The following is a 21,482-nucleotide window of genomic DNA, read 5'->3' on the forward strand; positions in this document are numbered from 1 at the left end:
AGCCGACCCCTCGCGGGGACCGGGCCGAGGAACGGAGGGCACAGCCGTGTCAGTGCACCGATCAGGGACAGCTGCGGATCCCGCGTGTCCGAGCGTCCCCTTCTCGTTCGAGATCTATCCGCCGCGGACGTCCGGGGGTGCTGCCGCACTGACGAGGACCGTCGACCGGCTCGCCGCGGCCGGACCCTCGTTCGTGTCGGTGACCTACGGTGCAGGAGGCTCCTCGCGAGGCGCGTCACTGGACATCCTGCGGTACGTGCGCGAGCACACGGGCACCGAGGCGCTCGCGCACCTGACCTGCGCAGGCTCCACTCCTGCGCAGGCGAGCCGCCTGGTTCGCGAGTTCCTCGAGGCCGGGGTGACCCGTTTCCTCGCGTTGCGCGGCGACCCTCCCGCCGACGCTGCCGAGGGGGAGCCGTTCCTCGGTGAACTCGGCAGCGCCGCCGAGCTGGTGCAGCTCATCCACCGGGTCCAGGCCGAGCGGGAGCCCTATGGAGCGCTGCCGGTGCCCGGCCTGCCCCACGCCCAACGGGTGGAGGTGTCCGCTCGGCCGCACGCGCAGGTCGCGGTCGCGGCGTTCCCCAACGGGCACCCTCGCTCCCGCTCGCGTACCCAGGACATCGATGTGCTGCTCGCGAAGGAGGCGGCGGGCGCGTCCTTCGCTCTCACCCAGCTCTTCTTCCATGCTGAGGACTACCTTCGCTTCGTCGATCGCGCGCGTGCTGCTGGTCTGCGCATGCCGATCGTTCCGGGCGTGATGCCGGTGACGAGCCCCGCTCGACTGCGCCGCATGCTCGAGCTGAGCGGGGAGGACGTGCCGGCCGAGCTGGCGATCGCCCTCGATGTTGAGCCCGACGACGAGGCACGCTGCCGCATCGGAGTCGACCACGCCGCCCGACTCGTCCGCACACTCGTCGACGGCGGCGCGCCGGCCGTCCACCTCTACGCCTTCAACCGTCACGAGCCGGTGCTGGCCGTGCTGGCCGAGAGCGGGCTACTGCCCGGCTCCACGTCCCGCCCGACCGCCCTCCCTCCATCCACCCCGTCACTCCAGGAGCGAACCGCATGAGCACGACATCTGCCTTCCCGACCGGAACCGTCCTCGGCTACCCCCGCATCGGGCGCCGTCGCGAGCTGAAGAAGGCCGTCGAGGGCTTCTGGTCGGGCACGATCACCGCCGACCAGCTGGAGGTGGAGGCCGCCGCCCTGCGCAGCGAGACTCGCCGGCGTCTGCACTCCCTCGGACTCGGTCGTGACGACTCGTCGATCCCCGAGGCGCACTCGTTCTACGACCAGGTGCTCGACACGACGCTCGCGGTCGGCGCGATCCCTGAGCGTTTCGCGGATCTCGTGGTCGACGGCGCTGTCGACCTCGCCGGGTCCTTCATCCTCGCGAGAGGGGACGGCGAGCGCGCACCGCTCGAGATGACGAAGTGGTTCGACTCGAACTACCACTATCTCGTTCCCGAGATCGGACCGGAGACCGCGTTCTCGCTCGCCGACGACCGTCGGGTGCGCGAGGTCGAGGAGGCGCGTGCAGCGGGGTTCCGGACGCGTCCCGTGCTGGTCGGACCGGTCACCTACCTCCTGCTCGCGAAGCCGAGCGACAGGGCGCCCGCGGGCTTCGAGCCGCTGTCCCGCCTGGCCGATCTCCTCCCCGTCTACCGGGAGTTGATCGCCCGGCTCCGCTCCGCCGGCGCCGACTGGGTGCAGCTCGACGAGCCTGCGCTGGTCTCCGAGTCGCTCGGTGTCTCCCGCGAACGAGTGCTGGCCGCCGCCGAGGAGGCCTACGCACTGCTGTCGGAGGCGGAGGATCGCCCCGCGATCTTCGTCGCCGCGCCGTACGGCAGCCTCGGTGACGCCCTCCCGGTGCTCGTCTCGGCCGGTGTCGAGGCGGTGAGCCTCGACCTGGTCAAGGGCTCCGCCCCCGAGCACGTTCCCGGTCTTGACCGCACCGTGCTCGTCGCGGGGGTGATCGACGGTCACAACGTCTGGCGCGGTGACCTGTCAGCCGCTCTCGAGCGGGCGGAGGCGCTGCGGCCGATCGCCGCCCACCTCGCGGTCTCGAGCTCCACGTCCCTCTTCCATGTGCCCCACGACGTCGCCGACGAGCCGGACCTCGACCCGCGGCTCGCCTCCTGGCTCGCCTTCGCCGACCAGAAGGTCGAGCAGATCGCGGTGCTCGCCCGGGGGCTGCAGAAGGGACGCGGTGCCATCGGGAGCGAGCTCGCCGCCGCGGCCGCCGCCCTCGAGGACAGGCGGAACGCGCCTGGAGTGCGGGACGGCTCCGTCCGCAGCCGCGCAGCGACCCTGGTGCCCGAGAACCGTCACCGAGCTCCGGCCCCGGAGCGCCGAGCGGCGCAGAAGGAAGCGCTCGGCCTTCCCGTGCTGCCGACGACCACGATCGGCTCGTTCCCGCAGACCCGCGAGATCCGAACCGCGCGGGCGGCGGCGGGTCGGGGAGCCCTCTCGTCCGGCGAGTACGTCGAGCGGATGCGCGCCGAGATCGAACGGGTCGTGCGGCTCCAGGAGGAGATCGGCCTCGACGTGGTGGTGCACGGGGAGCCGGAGCGCAACGACATGGTGCAGTACTTCGCCGAGAACCTCGACGGATTCGCGGTCACCCGGAACGGATGGGTCCAGTCGTACGGCAGCCGGTGTACTCGGCCCTCACTGCTGTGGGGGGACGTCGCCCGCCCCGCGCCGATCACGGTCGAGTGGTCTCGGTACGCGCAGTCACTCACCGATCGGCCGGTGAAGGGCATGCTGACCGGGCCTGTCACGATCCTCGCATGGTCGTTCGTGCGCGACGACCAGCCGCTCGCCGAGACGGCGGATCAGGTCGCTCTCGCGCTGCGGGACGAGATCGCCGATCTCGAGCAGGCCGGGATCCGAATCGTGCAGGTCGACGAGCCTGCCCTGCGCGAGCTGCTGCCGCTCGAGACGGGGGCTCAGCCGCACTACCTGGAGTGGTCGGTCGGTGCGTTCCGTTTGGCGACCGGGGGAGCCGCTCCGGCGACCCAGATCCACACGCACCTCTGCTACTCCGAGTTCGGCGTGGTGATCGACGCGATCGACAGGCTCGACGCGGACGTCACGAGTATCGAGGCGGCGCGCTCGCGGATGGAGGTCGTCGGCGACATCGAGCGCTCGGGCTTCGCGCGGGGGATCGGCCCGGGGGTGTACGACATCCACTCGCCGAGGGTTCCCGGCAGTGAAGAGCTTTCCGAGCTCGTCGCCACCGCGCTGGCATCGATCGCGGCTCGCCAGCTCTGGATCAACCCGGACTGCGGTCTGAAGACGCGCGGCTACGCCGAGACGGTCGCGTCGCTACGGGCGATGGTCATCGCGGCGGCCGCTGCACGCTCTTCGCTCGTGCAGACCGCGGCGGTCTGAGGGGAGGGGCGATGAGAACGGGGTCGGTCGGCTACACGCCGATCGACCCCGTTCTCGTCCGGGCCGCTCAGACCGAGCGCAGGACCGCGACGATCTTGCCGAGCACCTCGGCCTCGTCGCCGAGGATCGGCTCGAAGTTGGAGTTGCGGGGAAGCAGCCAGGTGTGGCCGTCGCGCTGGCGGAGCACCTTGACGGTCGCCTCGCCGTCCAGCATGGCCGCAACGATCTCGCCGTTCTCGGCGGTGCGCTGCGAGCGGACGACGACCCAGTCGCCGTCGCAGATGGCCGCGTCGATCATCGACTCACCGACCACCTTGAGCATGAAGAGCTCGCCCTTGCCGACGAGTTGGCGGGGGAGCGGGAAGACCTCATCGATCTGCTGGTCGGCCATGATCGGCACACCGGCGGCGATCCGCCCGACGAGCGGCACCATCGCCGCGTCGCCGACTGTCGCCGTCGACTCGAAGGACCCGTCGTCCTCGGTCGAGCTCGGCACATCGATCAGGATCTCGAGAGCGCGCGGGCGGTTCGGGTCGCGGCGGAGGTAGCCGCTGAGCTCGAGCTGATTGAGCTGATGGGTCACACTCGAGAGTGAGGCGAGCCCGACTGCGTCGCCGATCTCGCGCATGCTCGGCGGGTAGCCGCGGCTCGACACCGAGCGCTGGATCGCCTCGAGGATCGCGAGCTGCTTGGCACTCAGATTCTTTCGGCGCCGGCCTGCCGCCGACTTCGTCTTGGCGGCCGAGGTCCCGGCCCTCTGCGCGTCGCTCACGATGCTCCCTCTCTCGGCGCGCACGCCGCGTGCGCGCCCGCCCGGTCACGAGCCGACGTCGAATGTCGGTGGTCGCTGCTGTACTGCAACCAGGCTCTCGAAACTGTATCCGTCGGGAGCCGCGGAGCGGAACATTCGTTCGAGTGTGTCGCGCCGCAGGTCTAGTACGGATGCCGCGTGCACGTCACTTGACGAACGCGTGACTCGAAGATATGTTCGGTACAGGCGTTCGGGGTGGCCCTCCCGGCCGAGGGCCACCCCGGATCCTGGTGAAAGGAGCGATCACATGACCGCACAGCTCATGACCACGCTGCACTCCAGCACGGCGCAGCCCGCGTTCGCGACGCCGTCGTTCGAAGAGGGTGCGCTCGTCGCCCGCACGCACCTGAGGTTGACGCGGCGCGGCCGTGCCGTCGTCGCGATTCTGGGGGCTCTGCCGATCGTGGCGGGTGCCTTCGTCTTCGGCCTCAACGGAGGCGGAGCGGTGGCGTCGGGCGACCCCGCCGGAGTCGAGTTCCAGTACGTCACCGTGCATGCGGGGCAGTCGCTCTGGTCGCTCGCGGAGGAGCTCGCTCCCCATGACGATCCCCGAGACGTGGTCGACGACATCCTCTCTCTCAACCAGCTCTCGAGCGCCGGCCTCGAGCCGGGTCAGCGCCTCGCGATCCCGGCACGTTACGAGACCGGGCGCTGAGCGGGTCGGCCCCTCGAGTTCGCGTCGTGCCCCCCGATAGCATCTCGGGGTGACCACACTCGATGACCTTCCCCTCCGCGACGATCTCCGGGGTAAGCACCCCTACGGTGCCCCGCAGGCCCTCGTGCCCGTGGCCCTCAACGTCAACGAGAACACGCATCCGATTCCCGACGGAGTGATCGCGGACATCGTGGAACGCGTCGCTGAGGCGCTCCGCACGGTCAACCGCTACCCGGATCGCGAGTTCCGCGAGCTGCGCGAGGCGCTTGCCGGGTACCTCGGCCACGGGGTCACCGCTGACGGCGTCTGGGCGGCGAACGGGTCGAACGAGGTTCTTCAGCACGTGCTGCAGGCCTTCGGCGGACCGGGCCGCTCGCTGCTCGGTTTCGCGCCGACCTACTCGATGTACTCGATCCTCGCGTCCGGCAGCGGCACAGAGTGGATCCCTGTCGAGCGTGAGGCCGACTTCGCGATCGGGGCGGCGTACGCGGCGGAGCAGGTCCGACGCGTCAGTCCGGACATCGTGTTCCTCTGCGCACCCAACAACCCCACCGGCACGCCGCTCGATCTCGCGACGATCGAGGCCGTCTACGAGGCTACCGAGGGAGTCGTCGTGGTCGACGAGGCGTACGCCGAGTTCGCCGGGCGCGAGGCGCCGACGGCCCTCAGCCTCCTGCCCGGTCGGCCGCGCCTCGTGGTCTCACGCACGATGAGCAAGGCCTTCGCCTTCGCGGGCGTCCGCCTCGGCTACCTCGCGGCGGACCCCGCCGTCGTCGACGCGTTGCGGCTGGTGCGGCTCCCCTACCACCTGTCCGCGCTGACGCAGGCCGCGGCGACCGCGGCGCTCGCGCACGCCGAGGAGATGCTCGCTATGGTCGGCGAGATCATCGAGCAGCGCGACCGCATGGTCTCCGGCCTTCGAGAGCTGGGGTACCGTCCGCACGCGACCGGCAGCAATTTCGTCCTCTTCGGCGGAGTGGAGGATCCGGCGGCCGTCTTCGAGGGGCTGCTCGCCCGCGGAGTCCTCATCCGGGACGTCGACATACCCGGGCACCTGCGCGTCAGCGCCGGCACGGAGGCCGAGACGACGGCGTTCCTGGAGGCGCTCGGCTCGCTGCCGGCGCCGGCGGCGGCCGCGGCCGTGGCGCTCTCCCGGGAGTGAGCGCTCTCCCGGGAGCGGTCCTCGCGCGCGAATAGACTGGGGGCATGACCCCCCCGAGCGCCGCACCCGGGCGCACAGCCTCTCTCAGCCGCGCCACCAGCGAGTCGCGTATCGAGCTCTCGCTCGACCTCGACGGCACCGGCGTCGCGGACCTCGAGACGGGCGTGCCGTTCTTCGACCACCTGCTGACCGCCTTCGCGAAGCACTCGCTCACCGACCTGCGGGTTCGCGCACAGGGCGACATCGAGATCGACATCCACCACACGGCCGAGGACATCGCCATCGTGCTCGGCACCGCCATCCGTCGGGCCCTCGGCGACAAGGCCGGGATCTCGCGTTTCGGCGACGCGCTGGTCCCGCTCGACGAGGCACTGGTCCAGGCTGTCGTCGACATTTCCGGGCGCCCGTACCTCGTGCACACCGGCGAGCCGGAGGGCTTCGCTCTGCACCTGATCGGCGGGCACTTCACCGGCTCGATGGTCCGTCACGTCTTCGAGGCCATCGCCTTCAACGCCGGTCTGACCGTGCACGTGACCGTGCTCGGCGGACGCGACCCGCACCACATCGCCGAGGCCGAGTTCAAGGCCTTCGCGCGCGCCTTCCGCCAGGCCAAGGCGCTGGACCCGCTCGTCTCCGGCGTTCCGTCGACCAAGGGCGCTCTGTGAGCCCGGCCCGCCCGTCGGTCGTCGTCTACGACTACGGCTCGGGCAATGTGCACTCGGCCGTCAAGGCGCTCGAGCTCGCGGGAGCGGACGTCGAGCTGACAGGCGACCGTCGGCGCGCGCTCGAGGCCGACGGCCTCCTTGTGCCGGGTGTCGGTGCCTTCGACGCGGTGATGTCCGCCCTCACCCGTGCGGGCGGAGGCGAGATCATCGAGACGCGGCTCGCCGGCGGGCGACCTGTGCTGGGGATCTGCGTGGGGATGCAGGTGCTCTTCGAGCGCGGCGTCGAGCGCGGTGTCGAGAGCCGGGGGCTGGGGGAGTGGCCGGGAACGGTCGATCTCCTGCCGGCGGAGGTCGTGCCGCACATGGGCTGGAACACCGTCTCCGCTCCCGAGGGCTCATTGCTGTTCGAGGGGATCGCCGACGAGCGCTTCTACTTCGTGCACTCCTACGGTGCGCGGGAGTGGTCGCTCGAGGTGATGCCGCCGTTCCCCCGGCCCGCGGTGACCTGGGCCGAGCACGGCGGGCCGTTCATCGCGGCCGTCGAGAACGGGCCGCTCTCGGCGACGCAGTTCCACCCCGAGAAGTCCGGCGCTGCCGGGCTGCGCCTACTCGCCAATTGGCTGGGCACCCTCCGCACGAACTAGGATCGGCCGGTGGTCGGCGCCTCCCGCGGCCGGCAGCGGATCCGAGACTGAGGATGACGATGAGCGAGTTCACGAAGGCCCCGGGCCTGGTCCTCCTGCCCGCTATCGATGTGGCCGGCGGCAAGGCCGTGCGACTCACCCAGGGCGAGGCGGGAACCGAGACCAACTACGGCGACCCGATCGACGCCGCCGGCGACTGGGCCGACCAGGGCGCCGAGTGGATCCACCTCGTCGACCTCGACGCCGCCTTCGGCCGGGGCGACAACCACGGCATCATGAAGAAGGTGATCCGCCAGGTCAAGGGCGTCAACGTCGAGCTCTCCGGCGGCATCCGCGACGACCGCAGCCTCGAGTCGGCACTGAGCGCCGGCGCCAAGCGGATCAATCTCGGTACGGCGGCTCTCGAGAACCCGGAGTGGGCGGCGAGCGTCATCGCTCAGTACGGGGATCAGATCGCGGTCGGCCTCGATGTGCGCGGAACCACCCTCGCGGCCCGCGGCTGGACGAAGGAGGGCGGCGACCTCTGGCACGTCCTCGATCGTTTGGAGGAGGCGGGTTGCACCCGCTACGTCGTCACCGACGTCACGAAGGACGGCACCCTCAAGGGTCCGAACCTCGAGCTGCTCGAGCAGGTCATGGCGCGCACGCACCGACCGGTCATCGCTTCGGGCGGGGTCTCGAACCTCGACGACATCGCTGCTCTGCGCGATCTCGTCCCGCAGGGCCTCGAGGGCGCCATCATCGGCAAGGCGCTGTACGCGGGCGCGTTCACGCTCGCGGAGGCGCTGGATGTCGCATCCGAGTGAGCCCCGGCCGCTCCCGGCGCACCTGACCGACTCCGCGGGGGCTCCGTGGGCCGGCCGGCATTTCGAACCGAGCGCGGCGCCGGCCGATGACGGCAGCGCTCCGGAGGCGCTGGTCGCGGCGCTCGACGAGTTCGCCGAGGGATCGCGGGGTCCGGAGGCCGTCATCGACGCGCTGCGCACGTCCAGGCTGCTCATCCCCCTGGTCGCCCGCGTCGGCGAGGAAGGCGAGGGGACAGCGGGTCTTCGGGCGGACAAGACGCAGGAGCTCGCGATCGTCACGGTGGCGGGCCCCGATGGCCGCACGGTCCTCCCCGTCTTCAGCGGAGTCGACAGCATGCGGCGGTGGGACCCCTTCGCCCGTCCGGTCCCGGTGGACGGCCGCCGCGCGGCTCTGGCCGCCGTCGCGGAGGGCACCGAGGTGATGGTCCTCGACCCGGGATCGGAGCGGGAGTTCGCGGTGCGGCGTCCGGCGCTGTGGTCGATCGCCGAGGGCGGCGACTGGCGTCCCTCGGCGGACGACCCGGACGTGATCGACGCGCTGCGCGCGGGCGCGGCGGGGGAGCCGATCGTCGCGTCGCTCGACGTCCGCGCGGGCGACCCGGCGCAGCGGCTCACCGGGCCGGAACTCGTCGTCGTGCTGCACCTACGACCGGGACTCGATCAGGAGGCGCTCGGCGCCCTGATCGCCCGCCTGGGCGAGCGGTGGGCGGCCGATGCGGTCGTGGCCGCACGAGTCGACTCCCTGACCCTGCAGCTCGCCTCCGCCTCCTGACCCGGAGTCAGGTGACCGGGCCGGTCCACTTCTCGCCGGGACCCTTGCCGATCGGGTCGGCGATGGGCGAGGCCTCGCGGAAGGCGAGCTGGAGAGTGCGCAGCCCGTCGCGGAGGCTCCGCGCGTGCATGTCGCTGATGTCGGGTGCACCGGCGGTGACGAGCCCGGCGAGTGCGTTGATGAGCTTGCGGGCCTCGTCGAGGTCGACCTGTGCTCCGGGCTCGTCGGCGAGTCCGCACTTCACGGCGGCGGCGCTCATGAGGTGCACGGCCGCCGTGGTGATGATCTCCACGGCCGGGACCTCCGCGATATCGCGGGCGGCGTCCTCGTCGGAGGCGTTCCCGCCGTCGCCGAAGCGTCGTGCGTAGTCGTCGTCGTGCTGAGCCATGGGTCCTTCGTTCGTCGTCCGTGCGTAGAGGGGTCGCGGGGCGCACACGACAGCATGCACTGCGGCCGGGTCCGCGCTGTCGCGTGGGCTGCAGGTCTGCTATGGTTGTCCGGGCTCCGAGGCATGTCCTCGGTTCGAAAGTGGAGATTCTCCCACCCGCGCTTGACCGCTTCACAAGGTTACCGGGTTAGAAGCACTCCGCCTCCGACGGTCGACCAGACCGGTGGCGGCAGGGCTGCGGCTCCCGAGGTCCGCCTCGGGAACCGCGTCACAGGGTGCGAGTGCCGTGTTGCATGCGCGACACGGACGGGACGATCACCTCTCTCGGGTGCACTGGAGAAGACTCCGGCAGCGCAGCTGCACTCACCGAGATCAGAGGAGAAACGCAATCAGCGATCCCCGTACCAACGACCGTATCCGCGTCCCCGAGGTCCGCCTCGTGGGTCCCGCCGGAGAACAGGTCGGCGTCGTCAAGATCGAGGTCGCTCTGCGACTCGCGCAGGACGCAGACCTGGACCTGGTCGAGGTCGCCCCCAACTCCAAGCCGCCCGTCGCCAAGATCATGGACTACGGCAAGTTCAAGTACGAGCAGGCGCAGAAGCTCAAGGAAGCCCGTCGTAACCAGGCGAACACGATCCTCAAGGAGGTTCGTTTCCGTCTGAAGATCGACAAGCACGACTACGAGACCAAGCGCAAGCGCGCCGAGGGCTTCCTCAAGGCCGGCGACAAGGTGAAGGCGATGATCCTCTTCCGCGGTCGCGAGCAGTCCCGCCCCGAGATGGGCGTCCGCCTCCTCCAGCGTTTCGCGGAGGACGTCGCCGAGTTCGGCCAGGTCGAGTCCACCCCGACCATCGACGGTCGCAACATGGTGATGGTCATCGGCCCGCTGAAGAACAAGTCCGAGGCGAAGGCCGAGGCCAATGCGGTCCGCGCCGCTCGCCGAGAGGCCAACACCCCCGAGGACACGGCCGAGGCCGAGTCCGTCTAGTACTTCGCCGCCCCGGCCTCGGGGCCGGTGAACGCCCCGTTCGTGGGGCACCGGTTTCGCCCCGCTGTGCGCGGTGTGACGTTCACAAGGAGAGAACATGCCCAAGATGAAGACCCACTCGGGTGCCAAGAAGCGCTTCAAGGTGACCGGCTCCGGCAAGGTCATGAAGCAGCAGGCCGGTATGCGTCACAACCTGGAGTCGAAGTCCAGCGTCCGCACCCGCCGCCTCAACCAGGACCAGGTCCTCGCTCCGCAGGACGCGAAGGTCGCCAAGAAGCTTCTCGGTCTGTAGCTCACTGCCCACGCAGTCCGCTACCTCACCGACCAGGATCGATAGGAAGAAACAGCAATGGCAAGAGTGAAGAGGGCGGTCAACGCCCACAAGAAACGTCGCGTCATCCTCGAGCGCGCCTCGGGATACCGTGGGCAGCGTTCGCGCCTCTACCGCAAGGCGAAGGAGCAGGTCACCCACTCCCTCGTCTACTCGTACCGCGACCGCCGAGCCAGGAAGGGCGAGTTCCGTCGTCTCTGGATCCAGCGCATCAACGCCGCGTCCCGCGCGAACGGCCTGACCTACAACCGCTTCATCCAGGGCCTCGCCCTGGCCGGAGTCCAGGTCGACCGCCGCATCCTCGCGGACCTCGCCGTGACCGAGCCCGCGACCTTCGCTTCGCTCGTGGCGACAGCGAAGAGCGCCCTGCCCGCTGACACCTCGGCCCCGAAGGCCGCGTAGTCGGCTGAGCCTCCCGGAGGGGGTCGCGACCGAGAGGTCGAGGCCCCCTCCGTCGTTCCCGGCCGCGTCCCTCCCGCGCGACGTGTCTGCCGGGTGCGGAAGGGCCCCGCCGATAGGCTCGCGGCATGCTCGACAATCCCCGTTCTCCCCGCGTCCGCTCCGTGGCGAAGCTCACCCGGCGCCCGGCTCGGCAGGAGACGGGGCTCTTCCTCCTGGAAGGCCCTCAGGCGGTGGCGGAGGCGCTGCAGTACCGGCCGGAGCTGCTGGTCGAGTCCTTCGCGACCCCGACGGCCCTCGAAAGGCACCCCGAGATCGTCGCGGCGGCCGAGGATGCGGCCGTCGAGATCGAGTACGTCACGGAGGACGTCCTCGATGCGATGGCCGACACGGTCACTCCGCAGGGATTCGTCGCGGTCTGCCGCCAGTTCCCGACCTCGCTCAAGGACGTCGTCGCCTCGGAGCCGCGCCTGGTCGCCGTTCTCGAAGAGGTGCGCGACCCCGGCAACCTCGGCACGATCATCCGCGCCGCCGATGCCGCCGGTGCCGACGCCGTCGTGCTGTCCGGCCGCTCCGTCGACCTCTACAACCCCAAGGTGGTGCGTTCGACCACGGGATCGCTCTTCCACCTCCCGGTCGCTGTCGGCGCTGATCTCGCCGACGTCCTCCAGCGCCTGGGGTCCGTGGGTCTGCGCTCCGTGGCGGCCGATGTGAAGGGCGAGGATCTGCTCGACGTGCGCGCGCGGGGCGACCTCGCCCAGCCGACGGTCTGGGTGTTCGGCAACGAGGCCCGAGGGCTGGAGGACGACTCGCTCGAGCTCGTCGACGGTGTCGTCGCGGTGCCGATCTACGGAGCGGCGGAATCGCTCAATCTGGCCACCGCGGCCTCGGTTTGCCTCTACGAGAGCGCCTTTGCGCTCCGTTCCTGAGAGGATCCGGCGCCAGGGCGTCGCGAAGCTGGAGAACGAGTGGGTTGTTACCCTTGGGTTAAGAATTCCCTCATGATTTGACCGGCCCATCCCCGTGTGCTTCTCTGACGGCATGGTTGCAGCCCCCCAGGACGAGCGCTCCGCCGCTCCCGCCGGTGAACCCCTCGTCGTCCTCGAGCGTGTGCAGAAGCACTACGGCGAGTTCCAGGCGCTGAAAGACATCGATCTCACGGTCCATCGCGGCGAGGTCGTCGTCGTGCTGGGCCCCTCCGGGTCCGGCAAGTCGACCCTGTGCCGGACCGTCAACAGGCTCGAGACCATCTCCGGCGGCACGATCTCGATCGACGGCCAGCGCCTTCCCGAGGAGGGAAAGGGCCTCGCCGCCCTCCGCGCCGATGTCGGCATGGTCTTCCAGTCATTCAATCTCTTCGCGCACAAGACGATCCTCGAGAACGTCACGCTCGGTCCGATCAAGGTGCGCAAGCTGCCCCGCAAGGAGGCCGAGGCTCAGGCCCGGGCGCTGCTCGACCGGGTGGGAGTCGGACACCAAGCATCCAAGACGCCCGCCCAGCTGTCCGGCGGCCAGCAGCAGCGGGTCGCCATCGCGCGCGCCCTCGCGATGAAGCCCAAGGTCATGCTCTTCGACGAGCCGACGTCGGCCCTCGACCCCGAGATGATCAACGAGGTGCTCGACGTGATGGTCGGGCTCGCCAAGGACGGGATGACGATGATCGTCGTCACCCACGAGATGGGCTTCGCCCGCAAGGCCGCCGACCGCGTCGTGTTCATGGCGGACGGCGAGATCCTCGAGGACACCGACCCCGAGTCCTTCTTCACGGCGCCCCGCACCGACCGGGCCAAGGACTTCCTCTCGAAGCTCATCACGCACTAGTCCCGGCGCGACCAGAAGCCATCCGACAGATCGGGCCCCGGACCTCCGGAGGTCGATCCGACATCGCCCGCCCCGGCGGGCCACACCCCAGGAAGGACGATCATGCGCACGAAGCTCATGTTCATGACCGCGGGACTCGCAGCAGCGACTCTCGCTCTCGCCGGCTGCGCCGGTGACTCCGGCTCGGCCGGCTCCGGCTCCGAGGGAGGCTCCTCCTACGAGGTCGCCTCGGACGTGACGGTCGAGGGCAGCCCGACGTTCGAGTCGATGAAGGCCGACGACTCCATCACCATCGGCGTCAAGGAGGACCAGCCCGGTCTCGGCTACCTCGACGCGGCGACCGGGGAGCGCTCCGGCTTCGACATCGAGATCGCCAAGTGGGTCGCGGCATCCCTCGGCTTCTCCGAGGACAAGATCAACTACACCTCGATCCCCTCCGCGAACCGCGAGGCCTCGATCGTCAACGGCGACATCGACTACTACGTCGGCACCTACTCGATCACCGACAAGCGCAAGGAGCAGGTCGGCTTCGCCGGACCCTACTTCGAGACCGGACAGCAGCTGCTGGTGGCAGCCGACAACGACTCGATCACGGGGCCGGACGACCTGAGCGCGGACACCACCGTGTGCTCGGCGACCGGATCGACCCCGATCCAGAACATCCGCACCAACTACCCCGAGGTGAAGACCGAGGAGTTCGACACGTACTCGCAGTGCGTCGACGCCCTCTCGGACGGCACCGTCGACGCCGTCACCACCGACGGCGCGATCCTGATCGGCTACGCCGCGCAGAAGCCCGACGAGCTCAAGGTCGTCGGCGAGCCCTTCAGCACCGAGCTGTACGGCATCGGCCTGGCCAAGGACGACGACGCGCTGCGCCACTTCATCAACACGATGCTGACCGAGGGTGGCGACACCTGGAGCACCATCTACGACGAGACGCTCGGACAGTCCGGCACGACCGTCACCCAGCCGTCGGTCGACGACTACTAGCAGGCGCCCCGGGCGGCGTCCGCGCCGTCCGGGGGTCTCCTCCTCCCTCGACCACCTGAACGATCCGACAGAAGGGCCCGCCGTATGGATGTCCTGTTGAACAACCTCGACGTCTACGTCCCGGCCTTCGGCAACACCCTGATCCTCTTCAGCGTCTCGCTGGTGTTCGCTCTGCTGATCGGCACGGTGGTCGGCGCGATGCGCGTCTCGCCCATCCCGATCGCCCGCGCGGTCGGCACGGTCTACGTGAACACCATCCGCAACACCCCGCTGACCCTGGTGATGTTCTTCTTCGCGTTCGGGTATCCCAAGCTCGATCTGCCGGACGTCGACTACACGAACCTCGCGATCTGCGCTCTGAGCCTCTACACCGCGACCTACGTCGCAGAGGTCCTGCGGTCCGGCATCAACACGGTGCCGATCGGGCAAGCGGAGGCCGCACGGGCGATCGGCCTCGACTTCGGCCTGACCATGACCCAGGTCGTGCTGCCCCAGGCCTTCCGCTCGGTGATCCCTCCGCTGATGAGCGTGCTGATCGCCCTGCTGAAGAACACGACCGTCGCGGCCGGCTTCTCCGTCGCCGAGGCGGGCACAATCGTCCGCGTGCTCAACGAGCGCGGCGAGAACAGCCTCATCGTCGTTCTCTGGGTCGCCCTGGTCTTCGTGGTCCTGGTCACCCTGCTCTCACTCGTCCAACGTCAGCTCGAGAAGAAGTGGAGGGTCGCCCGATGAGCTCCGTCCTCTTCGACAACCCCGGTCCGCGGGCCATCGCCCGCAATCGCATCATCGGCGCGGTGGTCGTTCTGGTGATCGCGGCGTTCCTCGCCTTCGTGATCTGGCGTTTCGCGGAGTCCGGCCAGTTCAGCGCCTCGAAGTGGCGTGCGTTCGGCTACCCGCTGGTATGGCAGAGCATCGGAGCTGCGCTCGGCCAGACACTCGCCGCCTTCGCGACCGCCGGAGTCGCCAGTCTCGTCCTCGGTCTCGTCCTGGCGATCGGCCGCCTCTCGGACCGCCGCTGGGTGAACATCCCGGTCACGCTCTTCATCGAGCTCTTCCGGGCGATCCCCGTCCTGATCCTGATGATGCTGATGTACTACGGCCTGCCGTTCGCGGGACTCAAGCTCAGCCCGTACCTCGCCGTCGTGATCGCGCTCACTCTCTACAACGGCTCCGTCTTCTCCGAGATCTTCCGCGCCGGCATCGAAGCGCTCCCGCGCGGCCAGAAGGAGGCGGGCTACGCGATCGGGCTGCGCAAAGCCGGTGTGATGCGGCTCATCCTGTTCCCGCAGGCCATCCGCTCGATGCTGCCCGTGATCATCGCCCAGCTCGTCGTCGCCCTCAAGGACACGGCGCTCGGCTCGATCATCACGTACAACGAACTGCTCTACTACGCGCGCTACCTCGGCAACCAGTCGAGCCTGGACAGCCCGATCATTCCGGCGGCCATCGTCATCGGCGCGATCTACATCGGTATCTGCCTCCTCCTCTCCGGCCTCGCGAAGTGGATCGAGGTCCGTACCAAGAGCGGCGGCCGCGGCGGCCGCACCATCGGCGGGCACCCGGCGGCACGCGCGACCACCGACACGCAGCTCCTCGCTGTGCAGGACTGAAGGGCACGGAGCGCGATCCGTGCTGTTGCTGCGGGGGTCGGTCTCTGGATCGGCTCCGAGGCCCGGACGGGGAAGCCTCTGGCGTGCGCCTCCCCGGGCTCGATGAGGGTGCGGGCTCGGTCGGTGTGCTCTCCCGGCCGAGAGGAGCGCGAGTAGTCGGCTGCCCGGCGGGGCGGAAGGGCTCGCCTACACTGGGGAACCGTGTCAGACAGCAACCCGATCACCGACGAGGCCGTCTCCGCAGCGGTCGCCGATGCCCTCGCCGCCATCGCTGCGGCGGACGACTCCGCCGCACTGAAGGCGGCCAGAGCCGCCCATCTCGCCGAGGGCTCTGCCCTCGCCCGGCTGAACGCGCAGATGCGCTCCGTCCCTCCCGAGCACAAGGCTGCCTCCGGCAAGATCATCGGCGGCGCCCGCAAGCAGGTGGGCGACGCCTACGCCGCTCGGGAGGCCGAGCTGGTCGCGGCCGAGGAGTCAGCGGCCCTCGAGGCCGAGCGGGTCGACGTGACCGCGGGGGCGAGCTTCGTGAGGCGCGGAGCGCGCCACCCGCTCTCGCTGCTCCAGGAATCGATCGCCGACGTCTTCGTCGGCATGGGGTGGGAGATCGCCGAAGGACCCGAGCTCGAGAACGAGTGGTTCAACTTCGACGCCCTCAACTTCGACGAGGACCACCCGGCCCGCGCGATGCAGGACACTTTCTTCGTCGACCCGGTCGGCTCCCACCTGGTGCTGCGCACGCACACATCGCCCGTGCAGATCCGCTCGATGCTCGAGCGACCGCTGCCGCTCTACGTCATTGCTCCGGGCCGCGTGTACCGCACGGATGAGCTCGACGCGACGCACACCCCCGTCTTCACGCAGTTCGAGGGCCTCGCGGTCGACCGTGGGCTCACGATGGCGCACCTGCGCGGCACGCTCGAGCACGTCGCACGGATCCTGTTCGGCGACGACGCCAGGATCCGCCTGCGTCCCAACTACTTCCCCTTCACCGAACCCAGTGCCGAGCTCGACGTCTGGCACCCCACCTTCGTCGGCGGCGCCCGCTGGATCGAGTGGGGCGGCTGCGGCATGGTCAACCCGAACGTGCTCCGCGCCGCCGGCATCGATCCGGATGAGTACTCCGGGTTCGCGTTCGGCATGGGGATCGAGAGGACCCTGATGTTCCGCAACGACGTGAAGGACATGCGGGACATGGTCGAGGGTGACGTCCGCTTCAGCGAGCAGTACGGGATGGTGATCTGATGCGCGTCCCGCTGAGCTGGCTCGGGGAGTACGTCGACCTCGAGCATGACGTCACGACCGAGGCCGTGCACGCGGCCCTGGTGTCGGTCGGGCTCGAGGAGGAGGACGTCCACCGCTTCGAGGTGACGGGCCCTGTAGTCGTGGGCGAGGTCCTCGACCTCGCGCCGGAGCCGCAGACGAACGGCAAGACGATCAACTGGTGCCACGTCCGCGTGGCTCCTGCCGGGCAGCGGGCCGCCGACGGCGGTGAGGACGTCCGCGGCATCGTGTGCGGCGCCCACAATTTCACGGTCGGGGACAAGGTCGTGGTCTCGCTCCCGGGCGCGGTCCTGCCAGGTCCGTTCCCGATCTCGGCGCGGAAGACGTACGGGCACGTCTCCGACGGGATGATCGCGTCGAGCCGCGAGCTGGGGCTCGGCGACGACCACGACGGCATCCTGCGCCTGGCGACCCTCGGAGTCGACGCGGAGCCGGGCGCCGACGCGATCGCGCTCCTCGGACTTGATGACGCGGCGGTCGAGGTCAACGTGACGCCCGACCGCGGCTACGCGTTCTCGATCCGCGGAATCGCCCGCGAGTACGCCCATGCCACCGGAGCGGCGTTCCGTGATCCCGCGCACGCCGTGCTCGCGTACACGCGGTCGGAGTCTGCTCCGGTCTTCCCGGTGACGGTCGCCGATGAGGCGCCGATCCGCGGGCGCGTCGGCTCGTCCGTCTTCGTCACGCGCGTCGTCCGCGGAGTCGACACCTCCCGACCCACTCCGCCCTGGATGCTCGCGCGGCTCCGCCTGGCCGGAGTCCGCTCGGTCTCGCTGGTGGTGGACATCACCAACTACGTGATGTTCGAGCTCGGCCAGCCGCTGCACGGCTACGACCTCGCAACGCTCAGGGGAGGCATCGTGGTGCGTCGCGCCGGCCGCGGTGAGACCCTCGAAACGCTCGACGGGCAGACCCGCCGACTGCACGCAGAAGACCTGGTCATCGCGGACGACGCCGGTGCGATCGGTCTCGCCGGTGTCATGGGAGGCGCGCGGACGGAGATCTCGGCCGGCACCTCCGACGTGGTGATCGAGGCCGCCAACTTCGACCCGGTGTCGGTCGCCCGCACGGCCAGGAGACACAAGCTGCCCAGCGAGGCCTCGCGCCGCTTCGAGCGCGGCGTCGACCCGCTGGTGGCTCCCGTCGCCGCCGCCCGCGCCGTGCAGCTCCTGGTCGACCTGGCGGGCGGTACGGCCGACGAGCTCGGGTCGGTGCTCGCCGACCCGCGCACGATCGAGCCGATCGAGCTGCCCGACGGCTACGTCTCCGGGCTGATCGGAGTCGAGTACGCGCCCGAGGAGATCCGAGGTGCGCTCGCCGAGATCGGCGCCTCCGTCGAGGCAGGCGGAGCGGGCCTGCTGGTCGCGCCGCCGAGCTGGCGCCCGGATCTCACCGATCGGGCGACCCTCGCCGAGGAGGTCGCCCGGATCACCGGGTACGACCGCATCCCCGCGATCCTGCCCGTCGCGCCTCCTGGACGCGGGCTGACCGCAGGGCAGCGCCTGCGCCGTACCGTCGCCCAGGCGCTCGCCGCCTCGGGGCTGACGGAAATCCTCTCCTACCCGTTCCTCTCGCGGCCGATCAACGACCGGCTCGGGTCGGCGACGGGCGAGCCGCAGGAGCAGATCACCCTCGCCAACCCGCTGGATGCGACCGCCGCCCAGCTGCGGATCTCTCTCCTCCCCGGTCTGGCGCAGGCCGCTGCGCGCAATCGCTCCCGCGGACTCGTGGATCTCGCGGTCTACGAGCTCGGTTCCGTGTTCCTCCCGGAGAGAGGGCGGCCGTTCGGGTCCGACGCGCTTCCGGTCGGCGGTGCCCGCCCGCCCGCGGAGGTCGAGGCGGCGCTGAACGCCGGCATCCCGCCACAGCCGCTGCACCTCGCGGCGCTGCTCACAGGCTCGGCACTCCTGCGTCAGCCGGGAGTCGCCGGCCGCGACGCCGACTGGCGCGACGCGCTCGACGTCGTCCGCACGATCGCCGCTGCCACCGGCGCGGACCTCGTCCTGCGCCAGGGCTCGCATGCGGCTCTGCATCCGGGCCGCACCGCCGAGATCCTCTTCGACGGTGCCGTGATCGGACACGCGGGCGAGCTGCTGCCGGCGCTCGCCGACGAGCTCGACCTGCCACGACGTGTCGCCGTGGTCGAACTCAGCCTCGAGCCGGTGATCGCACGCACCGGAGCGGTCCTGGTCGCCCGCCCCGTCGGCTCCCTCCCGGCCGCCACACAGGATCTCTCCCTCGTCGTGCCGATCGAGACCGCCGCGGGCGACGTGCGTGCTGCCGTCCTCGAGGGGGCGGGCGCGCTGCTCGAGGCGATCCGTCTCGTCGACGACTATCGCGGCTCCGGACTGGCGGAGGGCACGAAGTCGCTCACCTTCGCACTGCGCTTCCGCGCCGCCGACCGGACCTTGACAGCGGCCGAGGCCACTGCGGCCAAGGAGAGCGGAGTGCGGCTCGCTGCGGAGCGCTTCGGCGCCCGGCTGCGGGAGTGAGCGACCAGCGGCACCGGGCGAGGCCGCCGATCCGCACCGGCTAGGCTCTCGGGCATGACTTTCTCCGTGGCGGTGGCCGGTGCGAGCGGGTACGCGGGCGGCGAGCTCCTGCGTCTGCTCGCGGATCACCCCGAGTTCGAGGTGCGCACGGTGACCGCGCACGCCAATGCCGGGCAGCCGCTCGTCGCCGTGCACCCGCACCTGCGGTCTCTGCGCGAGCTCGTCCTCGTCGACACCAGCACCGAGAACCTCGCCGGCCATGACGTGGTCTTCCTCGCGCTGCCGCACGGCAAGTCCGGCGAGATCACCGCGACCCTGCCCGACGACGTCCTGGTCGTCGACTGCGGCGCCGACCACCGGCTGACCGATCCGCAGGACTGGGACGACTACTACGGCGGAGCCTTCGCCGGCGCCTGGCCGTACGGCCTTCCCGAGCTGCTCCTGGGAGGTGGCGGACACAAGCAGCGCGATCGGCTGGCGGGGGTGCGTCGTATCGCCGTCCCGGGCTGCAACGTGACGGCCGTCACCCTCGGCCTCGCCCCCGGCCTGCACGCCGGTGTCATCGAACCCTCCGACCTCGTGTCCGTGCTCGCCGTGGGCCCCTCGGGCGCCGGGAAGAGCCTGCGCACCGACCTGCTCGCCAGCGAACTCCTCGGGTCCGCCCATGCCTACGGTCTGGGAGGAGCCCACCGCCACAATCCCGAGATCCGGCAGAACCTGCTCCTGGCGGGGGCGGGGCCGGTCTCGATCTCGTTCACGCCCGTGCTCGTCCCGATGGCGCGGGGCATCCTCGCCACCTCGACGGCCAGGCTGGCCCCCGGCGTCTCGGCGCAGGACGTCCGCGCCGCGTGGGAGACCGCCTACGGCGACGAGCTCTTCGTGCAGCTGCTGCCCGAGGGCTCCTTCCCCCGCACGGCCGACGTCGTCGGAGCGAACACCGCTCTGCTCGGCCTGAGCATCGACGAGCGCGCCCGTCGGGTCGTCGTCGTCTCGGCGATCGACAACCTGGTCAAGGGCACGGCCGGGGCAGCCCTCCAGTCGACCAACATCGCCCTCGGGCTCCCCGAGTCCCTGGGCCTCAGCATGAACGGAGTCGCTCCGTGAGCATCACTGCAGCAGCAGGATTCACCGCCGCCGGTGTCGTCGCCGGGCTCAAGTCGACCGGTGCGCGCGACGTCGCGCTCGTGCAGAACCTCGGCCCGCTGCAGTCCGCGGCGGCGGTCTTCACGAGCAACCGCTGCAAGGCCAACCCCGTGCTCTGGAGCGAACAGGTCATCGCGGACGGCGTCGTCTCGGCGATCGTGCTCAACTCCGGCGGTGCCAACTGCTACACCGGGGCGCAGGGCTTCCAGGTCACCCACCGCACCGCCGAGCTCGTGGGCGAGCACCTCGAGGTCTCGGCAGGTGATGTCCTCGTCTGCTCCACTGGCCTGATCGGCGATCAGCTCGACCTCGCGAAGCTCACCGCGGGCGTGAGGGACGCGTCGGTCGAGCTCGAGACGGGCGCGGAGGCGGGCGAGGCGGCGGCCCGCGCCATCATGACGACCGACACGGTCCCCAAACAGGCGACCGTGCGCTCCGAGCAGGGCTGGAGCGTCGGCGGCATGGCGAAGGGCGCCGGCATGCTCGCTCCGGGCCTGGCGACGATGCTCGTGGTCATCACGACGGACGCGGCCCTCGACTCCGTCGACCTCGACGCGGCGCTGCGCGAGGCGACCCGGATGAGCTTCGACCGGCTCGACTCCGACGGCTGCATGTCGACGAACGACACGGTCGCACTGCTCGCGAGCGGCGCGAGCGGAGTGACCCCCGACGCGGCCGGATTCACGGCTGCGCTGACCCAGGTCTGCCGAGACCTGACGCTGCAGCTCCAGGCCGACGCCGAGGGCGCCGCTCACGACGTCGCCATCCGCGTGCTGAACGCCGCCAGCGAGGACGAGGCCGTCGACGTCGCCCGGGCGGTCTCGCGCAGCAACCTCTTCAAGGCCGCGATCTTCGGCAACGATCCCAACTGGGGCCGGGTCCTCGCGGCCGTGGGCACCACCGACGCGCAGTTCGACCCGTACGGCATCGACGTCGCCATGAACGGCGTCCAGGTCTGCCGTGCCGGAGAGTCGCACGAGAGCCGCGACCTCGTCGACCTCACCCCGCGGGGGGTGTCGGTCGACATCGACCTGCACGCCGGCGATGCGACGGCGACCATCTGGACCAACGACCTCACGCACGACTACGTGCACGAGAACTCGGCCTACTCGAGCTGAGGCGACG

At 70.3% G+C, this 21,482-nt stretch carries 22 protein-coding genes; 20 read left to right on the forward strand and 2 right to left on the reverse strand.

Translation table 11 applies throughout. The features are described 5' to 3' along the window. The first annotated feature begins 52 nt into the window (after positions 1 to 52). The gene (locus GSU10_RS05660) at positions 53 to 1,069 is read left to right on the forward strand and encodes a methylenetetrahydrofolate reductase (protein ID WP_068207508.1); all 1,017 of its coding nucleotides are present in this window, start codon (positions 53 to 55) and stop codon (positions 1,067 to 1,069) included. Beyond that, a complete protein-coding gene (gene metE, locus GSU10_RS05665; protein ID WP_068207506.1) occupies positions 1,066 to 3,396 on the forward strand; it encodes a 5-methyltetrahydropteroyltriglutamate--homocysteine S-methyltransferase in 2,331 nt (776 codons plus the stop codon). Before GSU10_RS05660 ends, metE begins: the two co-directional genes overlap by 4 nt. Before the next feature lie 67 nt (positions 3,397 to 3,463). On the opposite strand, the gene lexA is transcribed toward metE, so the two are convergent. Beyond that, a complete protein-coding gene (gene lexA / locus GSU10_RS05670; RefSeq protein WP_082844917.1) occupies positions 3,464 to 4,168 on the reverse strand; it encodes a transcriptional repressor LexA in 705 nt (234 codons plus the stop codon). A gap of 286 nt (positions 4,169 to 4,454) precedes the next feature. Between lexA and GSU10_RS05675 the strand changes: the two genes are divergently transcribed. From GSU10_RS05675 to GSU10_RS05700, 6 genes are read left to right on the forward strand one after another with little or no spacing between them, the layout of a single operon-like run. Further along, a complete protein-coding gene (locus tag GSU10_RS05675) occupies positions 4,455 to 4,862 on the forward strand; it encodes a LysM peptidoglycan-binding domain-containing protein (protein WP_236713479.1) in 408 nt (135 codons plus the stop codon). Positions 4,863 to 4,911: 49 nt separating this feature from the next. Further along, positions 4,912 to 6,024, forward strand: coding sequence for a histidinol-phosphate transaminase (locus GSU10_RS05680; protein ID WP_068207503.1), 1,113 nt, complete (start codon positions 4,912 to 4,914; stop codon positions 6,022 to 6,024). Positions 6,025 to 6,068: 44 nt separating this feature from the next. Beyond that, entirely contained in the window at positions 6,069 to 6,689 is a 621-nt protein-coding gene (hisB, locus tag GSU10_RS05685) for an imidazoleglycerol-phosphate dehydratase HisB (protein WP_068207500.1), read from the forward strand. Further along, positions 6,686 to 7,333, forward strand: a complete 648-nt coding sequence (gene hisH / locus GSU10_RS05690) for an imidazole glycerol phosphate synthase subunit HisH (protein WP_068207497.1) — start codon at positions 6,686 to 6,688, stop codon at positions 7,331 to 7,333. The genes hisB and hisH overlap by 4 nt, the downstream gene beginning before the upstream one ends. 59 nt (positions 7,334 to 7,392) lie before the next feature. Continuing rightward, positions 7,393 to 8,139, forward strand: a complete 747-nt coding sequence (gene priA / locus GSU10_RS05695) for a bifunctional 1-(5-phosphoribosyl)-5-((5-phosphoribosylamino)methylideneamino)imidazole-4-carboxamide isomerase/phosphoribosylanthranilate isomerase PriA (RefSeq protein ID WP_068207599.1) — start codon at positions 7,393 to 7,395, stop codon at positions 8,137 to 8,139. After that, positions 8,123 to 8,911, forward strand: a complete 789-nt coding sequence (locus tag GSU10_RS05700) for an SseB family protein (RefSeq protein WP_068207495.1) — start codon at positions 8,123 to 8,125, stop codon at positions 8,909 to 8,911. The genes priA and GSU10_RS05700 overlap by 17 nt, the downstream gene beginning before the upstream one ends. A 7-nt stretch (positions 8,912 to 8,918) precedes the next feature. On the opposite strand, the gene GSU10_RS05705 is transcribed toward GSU10_RS05700, so the two are convergent. Continuing rightward, positions 8,919 to 9,299, reverse strand: coding sequence for a DUF1844 domain-containing protein (locus GSU10_RS05705; RefSeq protein WP_068207492.1), 381 nt, complete (start codon positions 9,297 to 9,299; stop codon positions 8,919 to 8,921). Positions 9,300 to 9,738: 439 nt separating this feature from the next. Here GSU10_RS05705 and infC point away from each other — a divergent pair, with 439 nt between their 5' ends. From infC to argJ, 12 genes are all read left to right on the forward strand, one after another. Then, entirely contained in the window at positions 9,739 to 10,287 is a 549-nt protein-coding gene (infC, locus tag GSU10_RS05710) for a translation initiation factor IF-3 (RefSeq protein ID WP_374952931.1), read from the forward strand. Positions 10,288 to 10,384: 97 nt separating this feature from the next. Next, the gene (rpmI, locus tag GSU10_RS05715; protein WP_055793295.1) at positions 10,385 to 10,579 is read left to right on the forward strand and encodes a 50S ribosomal protein L35; all 195 of its coding nucleotides are present in this window, start codon (positions 10,385 to 10,387) and stop codon (positions 10,577 to 10,579) included. 57 nt (positions 10,580 to 10,636) lie between these two features. Next, positions 10,637 to 11,020 (forward strand): 50S ribosomal protein L20, encoded by a 384-nt coding sequence (gene rplT, locus GSU10_RS05720; RefSeq protein ID WP_068207490.1) that lies wholly within the window; start codon positions 10,637 to 10,639, stop codon positions 11,018 to 11,020. Positions 11,021 to 11,145: 125 nt separating this feature from the next. Further along, positions 11,146 to 11,946: a TrmH family RNA methyltransferase gene (locus GSU10_RS05725; protein WP_068207486.1), complete on the forward strand. Its 801-nt coding sequence runs from the start codon at positions 11,146 to 11,148 to the stop codon at positions 11,944 to 11,946. Between the two features lie 112 nt (positions 11,947 to 12,058). Beyond that, positions 12,059 to 12,838, forward strand: a complete 780-nt coding sequence (locus tag GSU10_RS05730; RefSeq protein WP_068207593.1) for an amino acid ABC transporter ATP-binding protein — start codon at positions 12,059 to 12,061, stop codon at positions 12,836 to 12,838. Between the two features lie 102 nt (positions 12,839 to 12,940). Next, positions 12,941 to 13,831 (forward strand): glutamate ABC transporter substrate-binding protein, encoded by an 891-nt coding sequence (locus GSU10_RS05735; protein ID WP_132505639.1) that lies wholly within the window; start codon positions 12,941 to 12,943, stop codon positions 13,829 to 13,831. An 84-nt stretch (positions 13,832 to 13,915) separates the two neighbouring features. Continuing rightward, positions 13,916 to 14,563, forward strand: a complete 648-nt coding sequence (locus GSU10_RS05740; RefSeq protein WP_068207481.1) for an amino acid ABC transporter permease — start codon at positions 13,916 to 13,918, stop codon at positions 14,561 to 14,563. Next, positions 14,560 to 15,441 (forward strand): amino acid ABC transporter permease, encoded by an 882-nt coding sequence (locus tag GSU10_RS05745; protein ID WP_068207591.1) that lies wholly within the window; start codon positions 14,560 to 14,562, stop codon positions 15,439 to 15,441. The genes GSU10_RS05740 and GSU10_RS05745 overlap by 4 nt, the downstream gene beginning before the upstream one ends. A gap of 201 nt (positions 15,442 to 15,642) precedes the next feature. Further along, a complete protein-coding gene (gene pheS / locus GSU10_RS05750) occupies positions 15,643 to 16,683 on the forward strand; it encodes a phenylalanine--tRNA ligase subunit alpha (protein WP_068207478.1) in 1,041 nt (346 codons plus the stop codon). Then, positions 16,683 to 19,214, forward strand: coding sequence for a phenylalanine--tRNA ligase subunit beta (gene pheT, locus GSU10_RS05755; RefSeq protein ID WP_132505642.1), 2,532 nt, complete (start codon positions 16,683 to 16,685; stop codon positions 19,212 to 19,214). The genes pheS and pheT overlap by 1 nt, the downstream gene beginning before the upstream one ends. Positions 19,215 to 19,268: 54 nt before the next feature. Next, a complete protein-coding gene (gene argC, locus GSU10_RS05760; protein WP_068207474.1) occupies positions 19,269 to 20,318 on the forward strand; it encodes an N-acetyl-gamma-glutamyl-phosphate reductase in 1,050 nt (349 codons plus the stop codon). Then, a complete protein-coding gene (argJ, locus tag GSU10_RS05765; RefSeq protein WP_132505645.1) occupies positions 20,315 to 21,475 on the forward strand; it encodes a bifunctional glutamate N-acetyltransferase/amino-acid acetyltransferase ArgJ in 1,161 nt (386 codons plus the stop codon). The genes argC and argJ overlap by 4 nt, the downstream gene beginning before the upstream one ends. Positions 21,476 to 21,482: the final 7 nt, after the last annotated feature.

It is taken from the genome of Rathayibacter tanaceti (assembly GCF_009834165.1).
Lineage (GTDB): Bacteria > Actinomycetota > Actinomycetes > Actinomycetales > Microbacteriaceae > Rathayibacter > Rathayibacter tanaceti.

What these genes read in the sequence shown, in the direction of transcription:
- metE (WP_068207506.1), top strand. Translation starts at nt 1,066, where the DNA reads ATGAGCACGACATCTGCCTTCCCGACCGGAACCGTCCTCGGCTACCCC.
- GSU10_RS05675 (WP_236713479.1), top strand. Translation starts at nt 4,455, where the DNA reads ATGACCGCACAGCTCATGACCACGCTGCACTCCAGCACGGCGCAGCCC.
- hisB (WP_068207500.1), top strand. Translation starts at nt 6,069, where the DNA reads ATGACCCCCCCGAGCGCCGCACCCGGGCGCACAGCCTCTCTCAGCCGC.
- priA (WP_068207599.1), top strand. Translation starts at nt 7,393, where the DNA reads ATGAGCGAGTTCACGAAGGCCCCGGGCCTGGTCCTCCTGCCCGCTATC.
- GSU10_RS05700 (WP_068207495.1), top strand. Translation starts at nt 8,123, where the DNA reads ATGTCGCATCCGAGTGAGCCCCGGCCGCTCCCGGCGCACCTGACCGAC.
- GSU10_RS05705 (WP_068207492.1), bottom strand. Translation starts at nt 9,299, where the DNA reads ATGGCTCAGCACGACGACGACTACGCACGACGCTTCGGCGACGGCGGG.
- rpmI (WP_055793295.1), top strand. Translation starts at nt 10,385, where the DNA reads ATGCCCAAGATGAAGACCCACTCGGGTGCCAAGAAGCGCTTCAAGGTG.
- rplT (WP_068207490.1), top strand. Translation starts at nt 10,637, where the DNA reads ATGGCAAGAGTGAAGAGGGCGGTCAACGCCCACAAGAAACGTCGCGTC.
- GSU10_RS05725 (WP_068207486.1), top strand. Translation starts at nt 11,146, where the DNA reads ATGCTCGACAATCCCCGTTCTCCCCGCGTCCGCTCCGTGGCGAAGCTC.
- GSU10_RS05730 (WP_068207593.1), top strand. Translation starts at nt 12,059, where the DNA reads ATGGTTGCAGCCCCCCAGGACGAGCGCTCCGCCGCTCCCGCCGGTGAA.
- GSU10_RS05735 (WP_132505639.1), top strand. Translation starts at nt 12,941, where the DNA reads ATGCGCACGAAGCTCATGTTCATGACCGCGGGACTCGCAGCAGCGACT.
- GSU10_RS05740 (WP_068207481.1), top strand. Translation starts at nt 13,916, where the DNA reads ATGGATGTCCTGTTGAACAACCTCGACGTCTACGTCCCGGCCTTCGGC.
- GSU10_RS05745 (WP_068207591.1), top strand. Translation starts at nt 14,560, where the DNA reads ATGAGCTCCGTCCTCTTCGACAACCCCGGTCCGCGGGCCATCGCCCGC.
- pheT (WP_132505642.1), top strand. Translation starts at nt 16,683, where the DNA reads ATGCGCGTCCCGCTGAGCTGGCTCGGGGAGTACGTCGACCTCGAGCAT.
- argC (WP_068207474.1), top strand. Translation starts at nt 19,269, where the DNA reads ATGACTTTCTCCGTGGCGGTGGCCGGTGCGAGCGGGTACGCGGGCGGC.